We start from the raw sequence: 18,562 nt of genomic DNA, 5'->3' as shown, positions 1-18,562 counted from the left end.
TTGAGTTTACACAAAATTCTGTACACTCTCAAATTTAAAAAATGTTGCATTTAATATTACAATTTATGATAAATTTAAAACTATTTAATTTTATCTCTTAAAGTTTCTAGTGAGTTTTGAATATGTTCTAAATCTATAAAATAAATATTTACAGTTGTTCCATCACCGGAATTAAATGAAATTTCCGAATGTTCTTTCATTTCATCATTCAAAGGATATAAAAGCCATATTTCTGAGGATGTATATTTTTTTGAATAAGCGTACATTTGATACATATCACTTTGAGAAATACCATAGTTAATACGTTCGTTATTAACGAGTTTCTTCCATTTGGTATCCATAATGATAGTTCGTTTTCCATATTTGCAAACAATATCAGGTCTTAAAGCAAATTGTAGTCTTGGCTCAGTAAATAAGTAGTAACTTTTATCTTGAATTGATACTTCCCAACCAACTTCTTCTAGTATTTTTTTCAAATATTTAGCTACATAGCTTTCATATACTTTTTCCATTGGAAACAGTAATGCTCTAGAATTATTGTTTCCAGAAAAAGTTGTAAAAGATTTGTTTAGTAAAAATACTTTTGACCATTGCATAATCATTTCATAATCTCTATTGTTTCTATTTATTCTAATCTTTGAAAAATCTGCTATATAATTAATAGAAGTATCTATCATTTCAAAGGAAGTTAATAATTGTCTTATTTCTTTAGAATTTTCTGAACTTGTTGTAAGTTTTTGTAATTTTAATAGTGTAGCCTTAACTAGCTTATTTTCAACTCTATTAGGATTAAATTCATCATAGGTGACATAAAAACGTTCCTTATGTACTATATTTGTTTTAAAATGCTGTGATGTTAATAGTTTCCCTTTATAATAGTTTAAATTATCTTCTTTAAAAATATAATATGATTTAATTCCTATTTTTATTAATCGCCTTATTTCTTGTAAATACATATTAATAAATATTTCATAAAGATTCATACGCTCAACTTGAATATTGGAGTTATTAAATACTTTACTTGGAAAATCTCTCATACTTCTTAACATATTGAGAAAAATTTTTTTAGTATTCCTATTTTCTGAATCATCACTATTTGTAAAACTTATTTTAGGGAGAATTTGTATTTGATATCCATTTTTCATTTGAATTAAGCCTACATAGTTTTTAATTGATACAACATTTCCAATATTACGTTTATATGAAATTCTCATGAAATCAAGTACATCTGCAACTTGTTCATTTGCAGTAAACTGATGAATAAATTCAATTAGATTTCCAAAAGTTACAGTATCTAAATATTTGTATTTTTTATCATTTTCAAAATTAGGATTTCCAGTGATTATGTCAAACTCTTTTACTTCTAAAAGTTTATTCATTAAATCACCACTTTCTAAAGAATCTGTTTATAACTTTCAATATTTAAAAAGGCTTTTTTATTAATAGTATATTTTTTTTCTGGAAGATCCATAATATCATTTGCATCACCTTTAAAGATTTCCGCTACTTTAACTTCTTCATCTTTAATAAATTTTGTTGAAACATCTACTTTGTGATTATCACCTAAAACTAACTGTATTTTTTGATAATCTTCATAGAAATATTCTTGTAAAAGTGGAATTATAGATCTTTCAAAAATAGAACCTAATGTATTAATATTAGGCGACCCAATAAGTTTTATAAAAAATGCATGCCCAATTGTATGTTCTCTATCATATAAAAATGTTATTCTCTCGTTAATTTTTTTAAGTATCGGAGCAATTTCAACTCCCTCAACTGTAACATTTTTTAATATATCTGTATCAGGCATCATTTCAACAAACTGAAATCTTCTACGAAGAGCTGTATCCATCAGAGCGATTGAACGGTCGGCAGTAAACATTAGAGGGTACACTAAAAAGTTCACCTGAGTATGGTAGAACAGCTGACGCTTGTTCCATTTTTCCCTCACGCTTTGTATCTTCAATTAATGTAATCATCTCACCAAAAATCTTTGAAATATTGCCTCTATTGATTTCATCTATTACAAACACAAATGGCTTCATCACTTCTTTGGGATTGTTTACAAGATTTAGTATTTTGTCAGATGAAATTCTACCTAATTGATATACTGTTTTTCTATCCAGTTGTATTCCATCATTCAGTTCAGTAATATCAATTTCAGTACCTGTCATAAGCCATTTTACTTTACGTTTTCTAGGCCATTCTCCATCTTCTTTATCATACTCATAATCACCTATAACAACGCCTATTCCATCAATTGTTTTGGCATTTCTTTCTGTTACAATAACATCTCCAATCTCCATCTCATCTTGGAAATTTAAAAGAATGCGTTGAGCCTTATCACTTAACCCCTTTGCATCATCTGTAATGATTTCCGATTGCTCGTACCATCCAATACGAATGTTCCCTTCTTCAAAACATTTTTTCTTTAAGTCAGATACTCCTCCTTTATCAAGGAGTACACACCACACCTTTGCATTACTTACATCTGGCATATCTTCAGTGGCTATAATTGCTTTTTTGGCAGCTGTAATGCAAAACTTTTTAAAAATACCTGCTTCGATTGTATATCCAATCTCTTTCTTTTCATCACCAACAATTGGTTTAATTCCTTCAATAAATTCTTCATAACCGAATGATTGATGAAATGTAGTAAATGCAATACGACCTTCTTTTTTCAATTCATTATACCTATGCAATACTTTTTCATACTCTTCGGATTGTACATCTTCAATATTTTTATTTTCGCATATTGCCACTGCGTAATTAACAGTGTTATAAGTTTTTCCAGTCCCTGGAGGACCATATAAAATTGTATTTAGTTCAGGCTTTATCTTTTTCATTTCTTCCTCCACATTTTTTGATAACCTTAATTCTCGTTCACTAAGAATATATTCATAAAATGGAACTAATTCTTTAGCAGCTTCGATAGAATCTTTTATTATCTTTGATGCGTTACTTTTTTCATATGGACCAATTATATCTCTTACAACTTTTAGTTTTTTTATTTTTTCTAATTCAATTGTATTATTATCAAAACGTCTGCATGTTCCATTCAATAAATCAGTTTGATAATAAATTTTTGAATCTTTCTTTATTGGAACATCAATTATTTTATTATGAATTTTATAGTCTAAATCTTCACAAGCATTATCTTTAGCTTCAACTTTAAAAGAAAGAGTAATAGGTCCATTAATATCATGTTCAGGATGTATATTTATTGAAATAGAAATACTATGTGGAAGCTTAAGTGCTTCATTTTTCTTTAATTCAATCCAAAAATATGTACATGCTATTTGTGATTGGTATATCCAACCCGAACATTTACCTGCTTTATAGTCGAGTGATTCTGCTATATAGTTAGCATAAGCTATGAACTCTTCCCTTGCTTTTTTACCAGCTTCCTTGAACTTTTCCATCTCATTCATTCGATTTCCTGCTTTTTTTGGGTCTTCGTATTTTTTCCCAGAATAATCTCTTAAATAGGAAGTAATTCTTTCAAAATCAAATGCAATATTATTAGTAATCATATTTTATCCCTTCCTTAAATTTTTCACTAATTTTTTTAAAATATGAGTAGTTTCTTTAATTAGCTATTTCAAATATTCTAAAATATTTTCTAATTGTAATCCCATTTCAATTTTTAAATTTTTTTAATTAATATTGAATTTCGAATGATGAAAATTATAAATCATTTTTTTCACCCATATTTCCATTCTGATTTTATCATTCACTTTCTAAAAAATCATGTAATTTAATTATATCAAAAAATATTATCTTTGTAAATTTTGAAAAATAAAGCAAATAATAGCCATATTTATAAAATAAATGAATGATGAATAAGAGAAACAAGAAGAATCTAATGAAAATCTTCATTTCCCAAAATAAAATCCCTAACCTTTTCAGCAACTTCTTTTTTAGCAAAAAATAATTTCTCAGATTTAAAAGATTTAGTAAAAATAAAAGTTAAAGATGAATAACTTCCTCCACGATTATAAACTCTATCAATTGTTATATCAGAAATCCAAGAATAAGGAATTATGTATGCTGGATAGACAGAAAATAAATATCTGCTTCCAATTTTTAAGTCACTTTGTGCGACCATTCCAGTTTTAACTATTTTCTCAGAGTTGATAAAATCTTCTTTTGCATAATTTAAAAATCTGTATTTTTCTAAGTTATCTAGCATTTTGGCTAATCTTTTATTCTCTTTCTTTTTCATAAATAAGGCAAATAATAATAGAAAAAGTACAATAAACCATAAAAAAATAGGAATACCGAATTTAATAAATACAAATGACATAGGATTTATTGGAAAATCAGGAAACTCTTGTGCAAATTTCAATTCTTTTAGATATTCAGCATACCCACCGAATAAGATATAAATGGTATCTATTGTCAACAAAAAAATTTCTGCAAAGTAAACTGGTTTTGCTGTTCTTTCCATTTTTAATAAATTATAAAAAATTCTCGTGGTTTTAAGTCTTTTAAGTCGTCACTAATTTCAGCAGATATAATTTTTTGCATGTTTCTTTTTCTTAATGTTAAAGAAAAAAATATTGATAGAATAAATAAAAATGGTATAAACATTGTTCCTATAATTATTTCATATATTCCCATTTAAAACACTTCCTTTTTAGTATAAGATTTGTTATTTTTAATAAATATAATTAAATTTTTTAAAATTCTATAACTACAACATTCGAAGTTTAATTATAATTAATAGTATATGGTATCGAATATTCCTTCAAAATAGGTGTCAATTTATTAATTTCATCTAAAACCATTTGTTCAGTAACAAAAAATGTAAATTTACTTGTTTGAAAAAATCGTTTGACTACTTTTGAATTTATCGTATGAATCTTTATCAATCCTCTGCAACTGTTACGAAAACGACTGCAATAAAATTCTATGTAATCAATATCAGAAAGTGGAATCTTTTTTGTAGGCATAGAGTTTAGGCATAAAATTTCATTTTCTATGTAAAAACATTCCATTGTATTTTTTCTTGTTATTAAATAGATAATAGTTGTGATACTAATAATAAGTACTACTAATTGCAATATCAACATAAAAATAAACATTATATTTTTCTCCTTATTTTTTAATTTTGTAATTAAAAAAATTTTTATTTCTAAAATCGTATAGACTCTTAGAAATAATCATATAAATCATCAATCATCACATTATATTTTGTAAAATATTTTTTCATCAAATAATAATCAGTTGGCTTGATAGACATTTCAACAAATTTTTTCTCTTCTTTATCAAAAATTTGAAAAGTGGGATTTCTTTCTTTTCTGCCTTTTCCAGCATTAGCCGCATAAAATTTGGCATAACGGATATTATCAATTTCTATAAATTCTATTTCATTGTTTTCATATAATAATTTTATAATTCTTCCACTTATAATTAAAGAATATTTTCTTTTTTTGAGATTTTCCAAAAAAAAGCTAAAATTGACGGCAATCGTTATAATCATAAAAATAACGAAAAAAATATCTTTTGATGTAAAATTTTTTAACAATTCATTTAATTTAAAATAGAGTATTGTAATAAACATAATAAATAATACAATACACAAAAAAATATATGAATTATCTTTTAGTGGATGAATTTCAAATTCATATGGCAATGTCATTTCTTCAAGTTGTTTCAATTTTCTTTCGATGAAAGAAATATTTACTTTTATAACAATAGCCAAAAATAAAAGAAAAAAAACTGAACCTCCACTATAAATCAAAAATATTATTTGTTTTGGGGAAGTTTTATCTAAAAAATATAATTGCATTAGAGCAATGATAAAAAATAGTAACGATAAAATCAAAAATATTTTTACAAATTTTTTCTGTCTTGGAATATTAGGAATCAACATATCTAATTTTTCATCAAAGATATAACCCCATCTTTTACGATTTTTATCCATTTTATGCCTCCTAATTTTAGTATTTTAAAGTCATTTTATTCTAATTAACAGATATTTCTAAAAATCCTAAAATTTCTTCTTTACTTAACGGCTCAACAAGAATGTATGAAGCGTCAATAAAACGATACTTATCTTTTGGTAATTTTTTTATAAAATCATTATAATCTAATTGACCAATAACTTGATAACTGTTTGGATCATTTTCATCTCCATTAATAGTAACGAAACCTATATTCCAAAAAGCTATATCATCATTTTTAACGATATCTAAATTATGAAATTCAACACTAGGTTTATAAGGAAGAATTGTTCTAACATTTTCTGTCAGACTATAAGCTCCCATAATTCTTTCATCTTCATCATTTTTATAAAAACGTTGATTTGCCGAATAAGCATCTAAATTTTGAATGTTTCTTACTATTCTTGAAAAAGTATCTATAGGATTATTTGAATTATTTATTTCATCTACCATTTCTTCATTGAAAGAAACAGGTCTAGTTGTACCAAAAATAACATAAGTATCTGATTCTCCACTTTTTATATTTTCTGTAATTACTTTTATTCCATAAAGTATATCTGATTCATAGTCAAATTTATCAATGTTACCAGCAGTATAAACTTCACCTCTCTCATTCAAAATCTCCGAATCAAATTCTTTAGCCAACGCTTTTATATATTCCAACGCCAAAAGCCAATCTTCCCTAGATGATGGCGTAAAAATCCTCACGATATAATTATTATATTGTGTGTCGTAAGATAGCTCAAATCCTCTTGAACTTTCCTTATCATCTCCTATTAAAAGACACTGATAATTAGAAACTGGAGATAACAGCAAATCATTAATATCAACATTTCCAGTATTGTAGGTATAAAGCTCCTTATCAAGTAAACTCAATGCAGTTTCAACATTTAAAACGGCTTTATAACCTAAAAATTTTTTCTTGTTTTTCACATAAAAACTTATACTCATTTCTTTATCCTCCATATTTTTTGATTTACTAATTTGTTTTTTAATTTTATTCAAATTTATAAAAAGATATAATGTATTATTTTACTAATTTATTTAATTTTTCTTTCAATTCATCATCAACTTCAATTTTTTCTAAATTTTTTGTTATCATTAATTTTTTTATTAGAAAAATAATTGTTACTACAACTACAACAATAAGTGTATCTTTTTGAAAAAATTCCATAAATCCTTCATTATAATTTTACTATATTTTACCACTCATTTACAGAATATAAAAGAGCAAGCCTAATTTGTGTCAAAAGTTCTTCCGTAAGACTGTCATATTCACTTTCAAGCCCTTTTTCGTGTGCATAATAAGGAGGGCTGTCATTCCAGGAACTCATTCCACCAAAAACATTAGAAATTTTGGCGGAATAAAAAAGTCTTGCATTTATTTTAGGTATTTTAAAAAGAGTTTGTCCATAAAAAGTATTTCTTATATTTTCAAAACTTTCCCCATTTAAAATGCTAAAAGCTTTTCTAAAGATATTTCCAAAATTTGAAAAATTAATTTTATCAGCCAAAATTGCTATTTTACTTAATACATTTTTAAAATCTTCTGTATTATCATAAAATTTAAGTTTTTCATTGATAGAATTTTCGTATTTGTGAGCAGTATAAGTAACATTCCATCCACCACTTGTTTTCTTCCATTTTGGTGTAAAATAAAGAATCAAATTGTTTTTAAAATAGCAAATAAGTTTAATCTTATTTGAATTTAAATCGTTGGGAATATTTAAATTTTTAGATGAAACAGGTAATAAAATTTTTATATCTTCTAATCCTAAATTTAAACAATAATCAAACCATTCTTCAATATTTTCAGCTTTGTAGCTATTTTCTAAAAAATCCACTTTGTTTTTAGAGAATAGAAATTCAATATTTTTTTCATATTCAAAAGGAAAATATTCGATTTTAGTTTTTGTTTTTAAGGCAAATTTTACGGCTAATGTAATATCACAAATTTGTACAATTTCTATATTCATAAAAATAACCTCCATTTGAATATTTTTTATATATTTTGAACACTTCAACAATTTTATCTTATTATATGCTCATCTAACTGAATAAAGCAAACGATTTTTTTATTTTTCAGTTCCTCTATACTTGGTAATATATCGTTTTCCTCGTCATCTTCCAGTCCCACCTGAGCAATTAAATGGTCGGAAAATTCATCTTCATAAATATCACAGGTAATAAACGGAACACCTTTAATACACAGAGCATCCTGCACATCTACATAATAGATTGTATTTCTAAATACATCAAGGGTTGATTCATTAATAATAATTTTAACTTTTCTAACATAAAAAATTTCTTTTTTCCTTCTAAACATTTCATTATCCTCTCTATAAATATTTTTTTGTTGATAGAGTTTACAAAAATTCCAGATTTTATCAAATATTTTAGTTTATTTTACCATAATTTAAAAAAAAATTAAATATATTTAATCAAAGAAAAAAATTATAAAAATAGTATAAATAAATTGAATAAAATTTTTAAAAACATATGCTATAATTAATTATATTAATCAAAATTTATTCAAAATAAATTCAATATTCAAAAAATATTAAAAAGGAGTAAATATGAAAAAATTAAATTTCAAAATAGAAGAAAAAGAATGTGTTTTATATACAAATGAAAATAAAAAGACAGAATATATTTTAATACAGCCTGTTGATGAGCATGATATGAAACTTTTAGACAATGAAGTGAAATATATTTCTGAAAATACAGATAAAAGTTTTAGCTTGGCAGCTTTCAAAATAGAAGACTGGAATAGTGAGTTGACACCTTGGGAAATGCCACTTCTTCGTGGAAAAGGAAATTTTGGCGATGGAGCTGATAAAACATTAGAGTTTATAAAGGAAAAATTGATTCCAAATTTGGTAAAACTTGTGAATGAAAATAATGTGAAATATATTTTAGGAGGATATTCACTTGCGGGATTGTTTTCGTTGTGGTGCGGGTATCAGACAGATATTTTTGCAGGAGTTGTTGGAGCTTCACCGTCGGTTTGGTATAAGGATTGGATTAAGTTTGTGAAAAATAATGAGATTTTGGCAAAAAATGTTTATTTAAGTCTTGGAGATTTGGAGGAAAAGACTAAACATCAGGTTTTATCGAAGATTGGTGATAATATAAGAGAATATTTTGAGATTTTGAGAAATTCTGAAGATTTGGAAAAATGTGTCTTGGAATGGAATGAGGGGAATCATTTTAGGGATTCGGATGTGCGAATGGGAAAAGGATTTGTCTGGATTACAAAAAATTGTTAATTTTAATAATTTAAATAATTTAACTCCCCCTAAGGTTAGAGGCAGAGGTGAAATTCGATATTTTTCGACTATCTAGTCAGTCTGTAAACAATATACATAATAACCAGAAGTCTAATAAGTTCATCGCTGTTCACTGCTCTAAACCTCCTTTGTATTAAAGTATGAGTTATTGGAACTCATTAAAATTATTATAACAAAAAAAACTGGAAAACTCCAGTTTAATTTGCCAATATTTTTTTACTTTAATACAAAGTTTTTTCCCTTAGGGTTTTTAACAATTTAATTATATCATATTTTCAAAAAAAGTCAATTGCAAAAAAATATCATTTTTTTGTTTTATACACTTTTTTCTTATCCCTTATTTTGTACCCGTTATCATTTTCATTATAATGTTTATCAAGAGTTTTTACATCTGCTTCCTTAAAAATTTTACCTTTGTAATAGACATTATTCTTATCTTTTGCATAATCATCATCAAGAATTTGAAAAGTATCAATATCGACATTTTTACTTTCTAATGGAACAAATTTTGTGTTATTATTTCCATCTTCAGTAAAATAGTACAAATCTTCATTTTGCTTTACTAAAGAATAGTCTATTACTTCAAAGTTTTTAGGTTTGAATATTTCTAACTTTTTATTTTTATAATAAACATTATTTTTATCCTTAAAAAAATCATTTTTCAAAACTTCAAAGCTATTTACATCCACTCCATTTACTTTACGAGTTTCATAATATACTCCCATTTTATCTTTTCCAATAGAATACCCTTCAGGTTCAAAAGTTTTTATATCAGCACCTTCTATTTTTTTGAAATGATAATAAACGTTATTTTTATCTTTTGAATATTCAGAATAATTTTCGATAGGTTGTAAAGTTTTTAAATCAATTTCTGGAGAAATTTCAACTTTTTCAACAACAACTTCATTTTCTTTTTGATAAAAGGAATATATTCCATTTTTATCTTTTACATGTGTATAATTTACGAATGGCTCAAAAGATTTTGAATCAATCCCTTTCATTAGCATTCCTTCGTAGTAAACTCCATTTTTATCTTTGTAAAAATCTCCGTTCAAATCTTCAAATGTCACAGGGTCTAAGCCCTTTATCATCTTCCCTCTGTCATAAACAGCATTTTTATCTCTTCCCAATGCATAGCCTTCTATTGCTTCAAAAGTTTTTGCATCTGCCCCTTTAACTCTTTTTACATCACCATCATAATTATCATAGTAAAAAACATTATTTTTATCTCGATAATACTCTTTCGATACTTCTTCAAAAGTATTTAAATCAGCATTTTGGATTTTTTTCACTTCTTCTCTTCCAAGATAATAAACCCCTTTATCATCTTTGATAATAAGTTTATTTGATCCAATAACTTTAAAAGTTTTAGGATTTACCCCTGTTATTTTTTTGTTAAAAAAATATAAATTCTTTTTATCTTTTCCATATATAGAATCTATTTCAAAACTATTACTGTCAACTCCTTCTAATTTTTTTATTTCAATATCAATACTATAGTTATCATTCTCAGTTTCTTCTGCATTTTCGATATCAGTATCTAAAATTTTTTGTTCACTTTCTTTATAATTAATAAAATAGACATTATTTTTATCTTTTAAATACAAAAGCATCGCCATATTCTCTCCATCAACAACATTCAAAGTATCCATATCTATTTCTGCAGGTTTTATTGATTTTATCGTAATTTCTCCATTTTCATATTTATCAAAAGTATAAATACCATTTTTATTAATTAGTATAGTTGGTACGTAAAACTGAACAATAACTTTACTTTTTTCTGGACTAAATCCTTTAATTTTTATAATTTCATTATTTGTAATATAAAAAACATTATCTTTATCTTTTACAATAAAAGGATTTTCAATCTGAAAAGAATTCACATCTACATTTTCCAGCTTTTTATTCTTATAGTAAACATTATCCTTGTCTTTCGCAAAATTATCATTCTCTTCAAAAATTTTAAAAGTCCTAAAATCAATATTTTTCACAACTTCTTTTTTCTCAGAATCTTCTATTGTATCAATAAAATAAATTTTATTTTTCTCTTTAAAATACCCTGCATTCGCAACACTCCCTACCAAAACAAGCAAAATCAGAATTTTTAACAAATATCTTTTAATGTTCACAATAACTCTCCTTTTTTATTCCAAAATTTAGCAATTCAAACAAAGCAATTCCTATTATTTAATCTCCATCTCCTCCTCAAACTTCTTCGGATTCTCCCCTTCCATTTTCTTCCCTTCAAAATAAACATTATTCCTATCTTTTCCATATTTTCCACTCATTGTCACTTCAAAAGTATCTATATCCGCTCCATTTATTTTCACAAATTTTTCTCCATTCAAAAAATAAACTCCATTTTTATCTTTAAAATAATTAGAACTATCCATTGGAGATTCAATTCTTTCAAGAGTTTTTAAGTCAATATTTTTGCTGTCAAGTGGAATTATTTTATCTTTTTGATTTTCATTTTCCAGCAATTTGTAAGCTCCATTTTTGTCAACCAAAATTTTATCATACGAAATTCCGTCATCAAAAATATTAAAATTGTCAGGACTGATATTTCTTAATTTTTTTCCTTCATAAAAGACACTATTTTTATCTTTTATACACATTCCATTTATTACTTCGATACTGTTCATATCTATTCCTTCTACTTTTTCTCCATCATAATAAACGTTGTTTTTATCTTTAAAAAAACCAGTATATTCTATTCGTTCAAATGAATTCACATCAGCATTATCTAATTTCTTGAAATCATTTTCATCAAAATAATAAATATTTTTATCATCGCCAAAATACTTCCAATCTAATTCCTTAAGATTTTTAAAATCTATTTTTGCATTAATTGGAGTTATTTTTAGATCTTGTTCATTTTCACCTTCTTCAAATTTATAAATTCCATTTTTATCTTTTATAAAATAACTTTGTATCTGCTCAAAATCATTAGGAACAATTCCATCCAATTTTTTCCCATTATAATAAACATTATTTTTATCTTTCGCAAAATAAACAGAACTGCTGTAAGGTGAAGTTAAAACTTCAAATGTTTGTAAATCAGCATTTTTTATTTTATAAAGATTGCCACTCAATCCATAGTAAATATTATTTTTATCTTTAAAATAACCGTTATCTAATTTCTTTAATGTCTTCAAGTCAATTCCATCTGCTTTCAAGCTTTTTACCTTTATTTCAGTTTCATTAGAATCTATTAAAATATGTAAACCATTTTTATCTTTTATAATATCATAACCAACTTCTTCAAAAGTTTTCGCATCTACTCCAATCACTTTTTTATTAAAGAAATAAACATTTTTATCATCTCTTGCAAAATAATCGTCAACAATTTCAAATGTTTTCGGATTCGCACCAGCCAATTTTTCAAATTCCATTTTATCATCTTTATCATTCAAAAAATAAATATTGTTTTTATCTCTGTAATATTTGTTATAAGAATCTCCAAGAAATTCAAGACTTGGAATATCAATTCCTTTTGTATCTAAAACTTTTACTTTATAAGTAATTCCATCACTTTCTCTATCCAAATAGTAAACATTCTTATAATCTTTCACAAAATTAAATGTATCATCCAATACTTCAAACCCTTTAGAACTCACGCCTTCCAACTTTTGATTTCCAATAAAAACACTATTTTTATCTTTTGAAATAATTCCAAACTCAAATGTAGCCGGATCTGCTCCTTTTAATATTTTCAAAGAAATATCTCCATCGTTATCTTCATAATAAACGGAATTTTTATCTTTGTAATTTAATCCGCCGAAAATATCTTCAAAAGTTGCCACATCAATATTAAGATTTTTAATCGGTTTTACTTTCACTTTATCATTATCATTTACAGAAATTTCATAAACATTTTTCTTATCTTTCAAATAACCCTCATTAAAAATTTTAAGTCCATCTAATCCTACAAAATCCAATTTTTCTCCCAAATAATAAACATTTTTACTATCCACTCCATAATTTCCGTTTACAACTTTAAATGTGTTTTTATCAACATTTTTCACAATTTTTATTTTCCCATCTTCATCATTTACAAAGTAAACATTTTTCCCATCTCTCAAATAACTACTAAAAACAGAATTTCCATCATCCAAATATTCCAAATTATTTACATCAATTTTCAAATTAATTTTCTCAAGTTTTCCATCAGAAAAATGATAAATATTATTTTTGTCCTTTATAAAATCACGCAACTCAATCATTTTTTCAGCACTTTTAATATCAATTCCACTTTTAATTTTTTTTAAGTCATTATCTGAATGATAATAAAAATTATTTTTATCTTTATACAAATCGTACATTTCAAAATATTTAAATGTGTCATAATCAATATTCAAACCATTTATTTTCTTTATTTTAAATTTTTCTTTTGTATTATCATCTGATTTGTCATATGAATTTCCTTCATTTACAGTCACCAAGTAATGATCATTGCCACTTTGAAAAATATAATCGTAATCTCCTAATTCTTCAACAACTTTAGCATTATTCGAAGAAATTCCATCTATTTTTTCTCCAAAATAATAAACTCCATTTTTATCCTTTCCAATTTCCTTACTCAAAGTATTAAAACTATTTCTATCAATATTTTTCAACATTTCCAAATCATAAGGATTGTAATCCTTTAAACCAAAGATATTATTTTTATCTCTAAAATAATAACTTTCTCCCATTCTTTCAAAAGTTTTCGCATCTACTCCTGTAACATCTTTATTATCCTCAATGTAAAAAACTCTGTTCTTATCTTTTGCTAGCCCATCTTCAAAATATTTAAAGCTTTTAATATCTATATTTCCTAGCTTTTCCCCTTTAGAATAAACATTATTTTTATCTCTGGCAATATATTCCTCCAAAATTTCAAAAGAATTTTTATCCGCTCCAGTTATTTTTCTCAAATCATCTTTATGAAAATAAATGCTATTTTTATCTGTATAATAGTCTGTTAAAGAAGCTTTTTTATTTTCCAAAACTTTAAAACTTTTCACATCAAGTCCATCAATCGATACTTTTTTCGGTGTTATTTCATCAATTGAGAAAAAAGAAAGTGAATCAGTTTTAAGATTATACAAATTTTTGTAATCCTTCACATACTTTTCATCCAAAATTTCAAATTTTTTAGTTGAAACATCTTTTAATTTTTTCCCAAGAAAATAAACATTTTTGCTATCTTTTCCAAAATAGCCGATAATTTTCATCTTATCTTCTCCCAAATTTTCAAAAGTCTTCGCATCCGCACCTTTCACTTTCAACTTAATTTCAAGATATGGCATTTCATAATAAACTTCTCCATCTTTTTTCGAATATTCAGCATTTGCAATAGTTCCCGCTAAAATAAATAAAACCAATATTTTTAGTAAACTTTTTCTTTTCATATTTTACTCCTTATTTTTAATTTTTCGTTTTAATGTTAGATTTATCTAAATCCTTTTTGATAAATGCTCATAATTCCCTTGTCATTCAAAAATATTAACCACATTGAACATCAACAAAAATATCTGAAAAATCTTTATTTTTCAATTTTTCACTATTAATAAAAAAGTTCACAAATCCAGCATCGAAAATTAAAGCTCTCCAATCTCCATCTTTAGACAAATCACTTCCTAACTGAAAAAGAACCGTATCGTATTTTTCTTTTTCTCCTTCCTTTTCTCTAGGGTCATATCCTTGAAAAAAATCAGGATATCCGCCACAATGCGTTCTTGAATCAATTCCACACGCCTTTTCATCTACTATTTCCATATTTTTGTCAATATACTCATTCCATTTAAAATTATAGAATATGTCATCTTCTACCTTTAAAAATATATCTTCCTTTTCTTTTTCCGACAATTCCAAATTCATTTTTTTCAAAGTTGTCTCAAGATATTTTTTCTGTTTTTCTTCACTTATTTCTGAAATATTGTACATCGAAGAAAATTCCAATGCATACCCAATTTCTCTTCCAAGCGTTTCTCCAAAAGGAAAATCTCCATAATCAAATTTTGGATTATAAATATCTTTTAATTCTTCTTCACTGTAATGTTCCCCAATATTTTCATAATAAATCACTTTTAAGTCATTTTCATCACAAACTTCAAAATCTGTATCTCCTTGCAGATAAATTTGAATAAGCCCCTTTTCAGGAAAATTTTCAAGCCCTTTTAAATCCTCACAATTAATTTGAGCAAACAAAGCCATTGTTTCATTTCTCTCCTCTTCATCTTCACGATCTGAAAATTTATCATAAAACATCGGTGCTCTTTCTCCAATCGGAATATACGGAAATCCTCCTACTTTACTCTCTGTCAAGGAAATTTCTTCTCTATCCAAAAGTTTTGCATGACAAAGTGGTTTAATATTAAGTTCCACATTATTTTCTCTAATTTCTTGCAAAAAATCCCCTTTTATTCTTTCTAAAATCTCATTAACAATTTCTTTATTCAAATTTGACATTTTTATTACTCCCTCTTTTTAAATATTTTTATTTTTTCTTAATATATTTTACCTCATTTTTCATAATTTCAAAATCATTAAAATTTAAATATTTAATTATTTTTCTTCATAATTAAGAATTGTTTTTTAATTCCAAAATTCTAGTTCATCTTCTTCTTTCATATCTTCCTCTTCCGTTTCATCTTCAAAATCTTTAAAAATATCTTCTATATTCATATCATTAATTTCAGGATCAATTTTATCAAGAAACTGTGAGAAACTTTTTTTCGCCTTTTGAATACGGATTCTATCGCCTGTTACTACAACCATTTGATAATTTTCTAAATAATCAGAAATATGATTTCTTATTTAAGTATTCTTGCTATCTTTTCCAAAAAAGCCAGCTATTTCCATATTATCTTCTCCAACATTTTCCAAAGTCTTCGCATCCGCACCTTTCACTTTCGACTTGATTTCAAAATATGGCATTTCATAATAAACTTCTCCATCTTTTTTCAAATACTCGGCATTTGCGATAGTTCCCGCTAAAATAAATAAAACCAATATTTTTAGTAAACTTTTTCTTTTCATAATATTTGCTCCTTTTTTATTTTATCAACTTTTTATTCTCTTTCCATTTTTATAAGATTCATATTTTCATCAATTTTATAAAATTCATTATTATATTTTATCTCATTGTCTACAATTTTAAAGTAATTTGGATTAACATTATTTAACTTTTTTCCTTGATAATAAACATTGTTTTTATCCTTTGCATATAAGTATTCAATAACTTGAAAAGTTTTATAATCAGCATTTTCTATCTTTTTTATTTCTACATTTTCTTCATCCACATAATAGACATTCTTTTCATCTTTTATATATTCATTACTTTTTTCGCCATTTTTTCCCTTCAAAAATTTAAGTGTTTTTATATCAGCTTCATTTTTAAATTTAATAAGTGTTTTTCCCTTTTTTATATCATCAGTATCATCATAATAATAAAAATTATTTTTATCTTTATAAACTCTCATGGAAAAACTTTCAAAAGTATCCCTGTCAATTGGGAAATCCATTTTTTTCGCATATATTTTTTCATTCGAATTATTTTCATAAACAAGATAAAAATCATTTCCGCTTTTAATGATATTGTCAGGAACACTGCTTAACAAAGTCAAAAAATTAAAATTGTTTGGACTTACACCTTTCACTTTTTGTCCATAAAAATACAGATTATTCTTATCTTTAGCATAAAAATAGTCCAAATAAATAAATGTCTCCAAATCAACTTTTTCATCAATTTTTTTCATATCAAAATAAGCATTGTTCTTATCTTTAAAATAATAATCTCCAACTGATTTAAGCGTTTTTGTATCCACATCTTTCAATTCCTTTTTTTCATAAGCATCAAAAACAATTTTCTCATCCTTTACAAAATGACTTCCAAATATTTTAGCACTTTTAGGATCTATCTTTTCAATCTTTTCCCCTTGATAATAAATATTATTCTTATCTTTTGCAAAATCATTTTCCAATATTTCAAATGATTTTTTATCTATATTTTTTAATATTCTTGGCTTTTCTTCGCTCCATTCACGATAATAAATTTCTCCATTTCTTTTTATATATTCTGCATTTGCAAGACTTCCTACTAAAATAAATAAAATCAATATTTTTAGTAAACTTTTTCTTTTCATATTTTGCTCCTTGTCATTTTTAATTTTTCGTTTTAATGTTAGATTTATCTAAATCCTTTTTAATAAATGCTCATATTTCCCTTGCCATTCATTTAAAAAATATTAACCACATTGAACATCAACAAAAATATCTGAAAAATCTTTATTTCTCAATTTTTCACTATTAATAAAAAAGTTTACAAATCCAGCATCAAAAATTAAAGCTCTCCAATCTCCATCTTTAGACAAATCACTTCCTAACTGAAAAAGAACCGTATCGTATTTTTCTTTTTCTCCTTCCTTTTCTCTAGGGTCGTATCCTTGAAAAAAATCAGGATATCCACCACAATGCGTTCTTGAATCAATTCCACACGCCTTTTCATCTACTATTTCCATATTTTTGTCAATATACTCATTCCATTTAAAATTATAGAATATGTCATCTTCTACCTTTAAAAATATATCTTCCTTTTCTTTTTCTGACAATTTTAAATTCATTTTTTTCAAAGTTGTCTCAAGATATTTTTTCTGTTTTTCTTCACTTATCTCTGAAATATTATACATCGAAGAAAATTCCAATGCATACCCAATTTCTCTTCCAAGCGTTTCTCCAAAAGGAAAATCTCCACAATCAAATTTTGGATTATAAATCTCCTTCAATTCTTCTTCGCTATAATGTTCCCCAATATTTTCATAATAAATCACTTTCAAGTCATCTTCATTGTAAACTTCAAAATCTGTATCCCCTTGCATATAAATTTGAATAAGCCCTTTTTCAGGAAAATTTTCAAGTCCTTTTAAATCCTCACAATTAATTTGAGCAAACAGAGCCATTGTTTCATTTCCATCTTCATCGTCATCCTCATCATCTTCACAATCTGAAAACGCATCATAAAACATCGGTGCTCTTTCTCCAATCGGAATATACGGAAATCCTCCCACTTTACTCTCTGTTAAAGAAATTTCTTCTCTATCCAAAAGTTTTGCATGACGAAGTGGCTTAATATTAAGTTCCACATTATTTTCTCTGATTTCTTGCAAAAAATCCCCTTTTATTCTTTCTAAAATCTCATTAACAATTTCTTTATTCAAATTTGACATTTTTATTACTCCCTCTTTTTAAATATTTTTATTTTTTCTTAATATATTTTACCTCATTTTTTGTAATTTCAAAATTGTTAAAATTTAAATACTTAATTATTTTTCTTCATAC

General features: G+C 25.6%; 17 protein-coding genes and 1 pseudogene. 1 reads left to right on the top strand and 17 read right to left on the bottom strand.

Translation table 11 applies throughout. The features are described 5' to 3' along the window. Window positions 1-80: 80 nt before the first annotated feature. From HW276_RS06785 to HW276_RS06740, 10 genes and pseudogenes are all read right to left on the bottom strand, one after another. The gene (locus HW276_RS06785; protein ID WP_178937908.1) at window positions 81-1,379 is read right to left on the bottom strand and encodes an McrC family protein; all 1,299 of its coding nucleotides are present in this window, start codon (window positions 1,377-1,379) and stop codon (window positions 81-83) included. Window positions 1,380-1,393: 14 nt separating this feature from the next. Continuing rightward, the gene (locus HW276_RS06780; RefSeq protein ID WP_178937907.1) at window positions 1,394-1,882 is read right to left on the bottom strand and encodes a hypothetical protein; all 489 of its coding nucleotides are present in this window, start codon (window positions 1,880-1,882) and stop codon (window positions 1,394-1,396) included. Beyond that, complete coding sequence (locus tag HW276_RS06775) at window positions 1,833-3,533, bottom strand: hypothetical protein (RefSeq protein ID WP_178937906.1); 1,701 nt, start codon at window positions 3,531-3,533, stop codon at window positions 1,833-1,835. The genes HW276_RS06780 and HW276_RS06775 overlap by 50 nt, the downstream gene beginning before the upstream one ends. 329 nt (window positions 3,534-3,862) lie before the next feature. Beyond that, window positions 3,863-4,623: pseudogene (locus HW276_RS06770) on the bottom strand (hypothetical protein). A gap of 89 nt (window positions 4,624-4,712) precedes the next feature. Further along, the gene (locus tag HW276_RS06765; protein WP_178937905.1) at window positions 4,713-5,087 is read right to left on the bottom strand and encodes a hypothetical protein; all 375 of its coding nucleotides are present in this window, start codon (window positions 5,085-5,087) and stop codon (window positions 4,713-4,715) included. A gap of 68 nt (window positions 5,088-5,155) precedes the next feature. Then, the gene (locus HW276_RS06760) at window positions 5,156-5,929 is read right to left on the bottom strand and encodes a hypothetical protein (RefSeq protein WP_178937904.1); all 774 of its coding nucleotides are present in this window, start codon (window positions 5,927-5,929) and stop codon (window positions 5,156-5,158) included. 40 nt (window positions 5,930-5,969) lie between these two features. Continuing rightward, a complete protein-coding gene (locus tag HW276_RS06755; RefSeq protein ID WP_178937903.1) occupies window positions 5,970-6,899 on the bottom strand; it encodes a DUF4299 family protein in 930 nt (309 codons plus the stop codon). Window positions 6,900-6,975: 76 nt separating this feature from the next. Continuing rightward, a complete protein-coding gene (locus tag HW276_RS06750) occupies window positions 6,976-7,122 on the bottom strand; it encodes a hypothetical protein (protein WP_178937902.1) in 147 nt (48 codons plus the stop codon). Window positions 7,123-7,150: 28 nt separating this feature from the next. Continuing rightward, complete coding sequence (locus tag HW276_RS06745) at window positions 7,151-7,924, bottom strand: RNA polymerase subunit sigma (RefSeq protein ID WP_178937901.1); 774 nt, start codon at window positions 7,922-7,924, stop codon at window positions 7,151-7,153. 53 nt (window positions 7,925-7,977) lie between these two features. Next, window positions 7,978-8,274 carry a hypothetical protein gene (locus tag HW276_RS06740; RefSeq protein ID WP_178937900.1) on the bottom strand — a complete coding sequence of 99 codons (297 nt, stop codon included), beginning with the start codon at window positions 8,272-8,274 and terminating at the stop codon, window positions 7,978-7,980. Window positions 8,275-8,524: 250 nt separating this feature from the next. Between HW276_RS06740 and HW276_RS06735 the strand changes: the two genes are divergently transcribed. Then, window positions 8,525-9,217, top strand: a complete 693-nt coding sequence (locus HW276_RS06735; RefSeq protein ID WP_178937899.1) for an alpha/beta hydrolase-fold protein — start codon at window positions 8,525-8,527, stop codon at window positions 9,215-9,217. A gap of 323 nt (window positions 9,218-9,540) precedes the next feature. Here HW276_RS06735 and HW276_RS06730 read toward each other — a convergent pair whose 3' ends face one another. From HW276_RS06730 to HW276_RS06705, 7 genes are all read right to left on the bottom strand, one after another. Then, complete coding sequence (locus HW276_RS06730; protein WP_178937898.1) at window positions 9,541-11,367, bottom strand: DKNYY domain-containing protein; 1,827 nt, start codon at window positions 11,365-11,367, stop codon at window positions 9,541-9,543. Between the two features lie 54 nt (window positions 11,368-11,421). Then, window positions 11,422-14,634 (bottom strand): DKNYY domain-containing protein, encoded by a 3,213-nt coding sequence (locus HW276_RS06725; protein ID WP_178937897.1) that lies wholly within the window; start codon window positions 14,632-14,634, stop codon window positions 11,422-11,424. 94 nt (window positions 14,635-14,728) lie between these two features. Next, window positions 14,729-15,694 carry a YwqG family protein gene (locus HW276_RS06720; protein ID WP_178937896.1) on the bottom strand — a complete coding sequence of 322 codons (966 nt, stop codon included), beginning with the start codon at window positions 15,692-15,694 and terminating at the stop codon, window positions 14,729-14,731. A 126-nt stretch (window positions 15,695-15,820) separates the two neighbouring features. Further along, window positions 15,821-16,003, bottom strand: a complete 183-nt coding sequence (locus HW276_RS06715; protein WP_255460385.1) for a hypothetical protein — start codon at window positions 16,001-16,003, stop codon at window positions 15,821-15,823. A gap of 39 nt (window positions 16,004-16,042) precedes the next feature. Next, window positions 16,043-16,264, bottom strand: coding sequence for a hypothetical protein (locus HW276_RS11630; protein WP_218975056.1), 222 nt, complete (start codon window positions 16,262-16,264; stop codon window positions 16,043-16,045). 32 nt (window positions 16,265-16,296) lie between these two features. Further along, entirely contained in the window at window positions 16,297-17,370 is a 1,074-nt protein-coding gene (locus HW276_RS06710) for a DKNYY domain-containing protein (protein WP_178937895.1), read from the bottom strand. A gap of 102 nt (window positions 17,371-17,472) precedes the next feature. Then, window positions 17,473-18,450 (bottom strand): YwqG family protein, encoded by a 978-nt coding sequence (locus HW276_RS06705; RefSeq protein ID WP_178937894.1) that lies wholly within the window; start codon window positions 18,448-18,450, stop codon window positions 17,473-17,475. Window positions 18,451-18,562 lie beyond the last annotated feature (112 nt).

Origin of the sequence: Leptotrichia sp. oral taxon 417, from assembly GCF_013394865.1 — a bacterium.
In the GTDB taxonomy this organism is placed as follows: Bacteria; Fusobacteriota; Fusobacteriia; order Fusobacteriales; family Leptotrichiaceae; genus Leptotrichia; species Leptotrichia wadei_A.
Note: the sequence above shows the minus strand (reverse complement) of the source record. Positions and strands in the feature narration are given on the sequence as shown.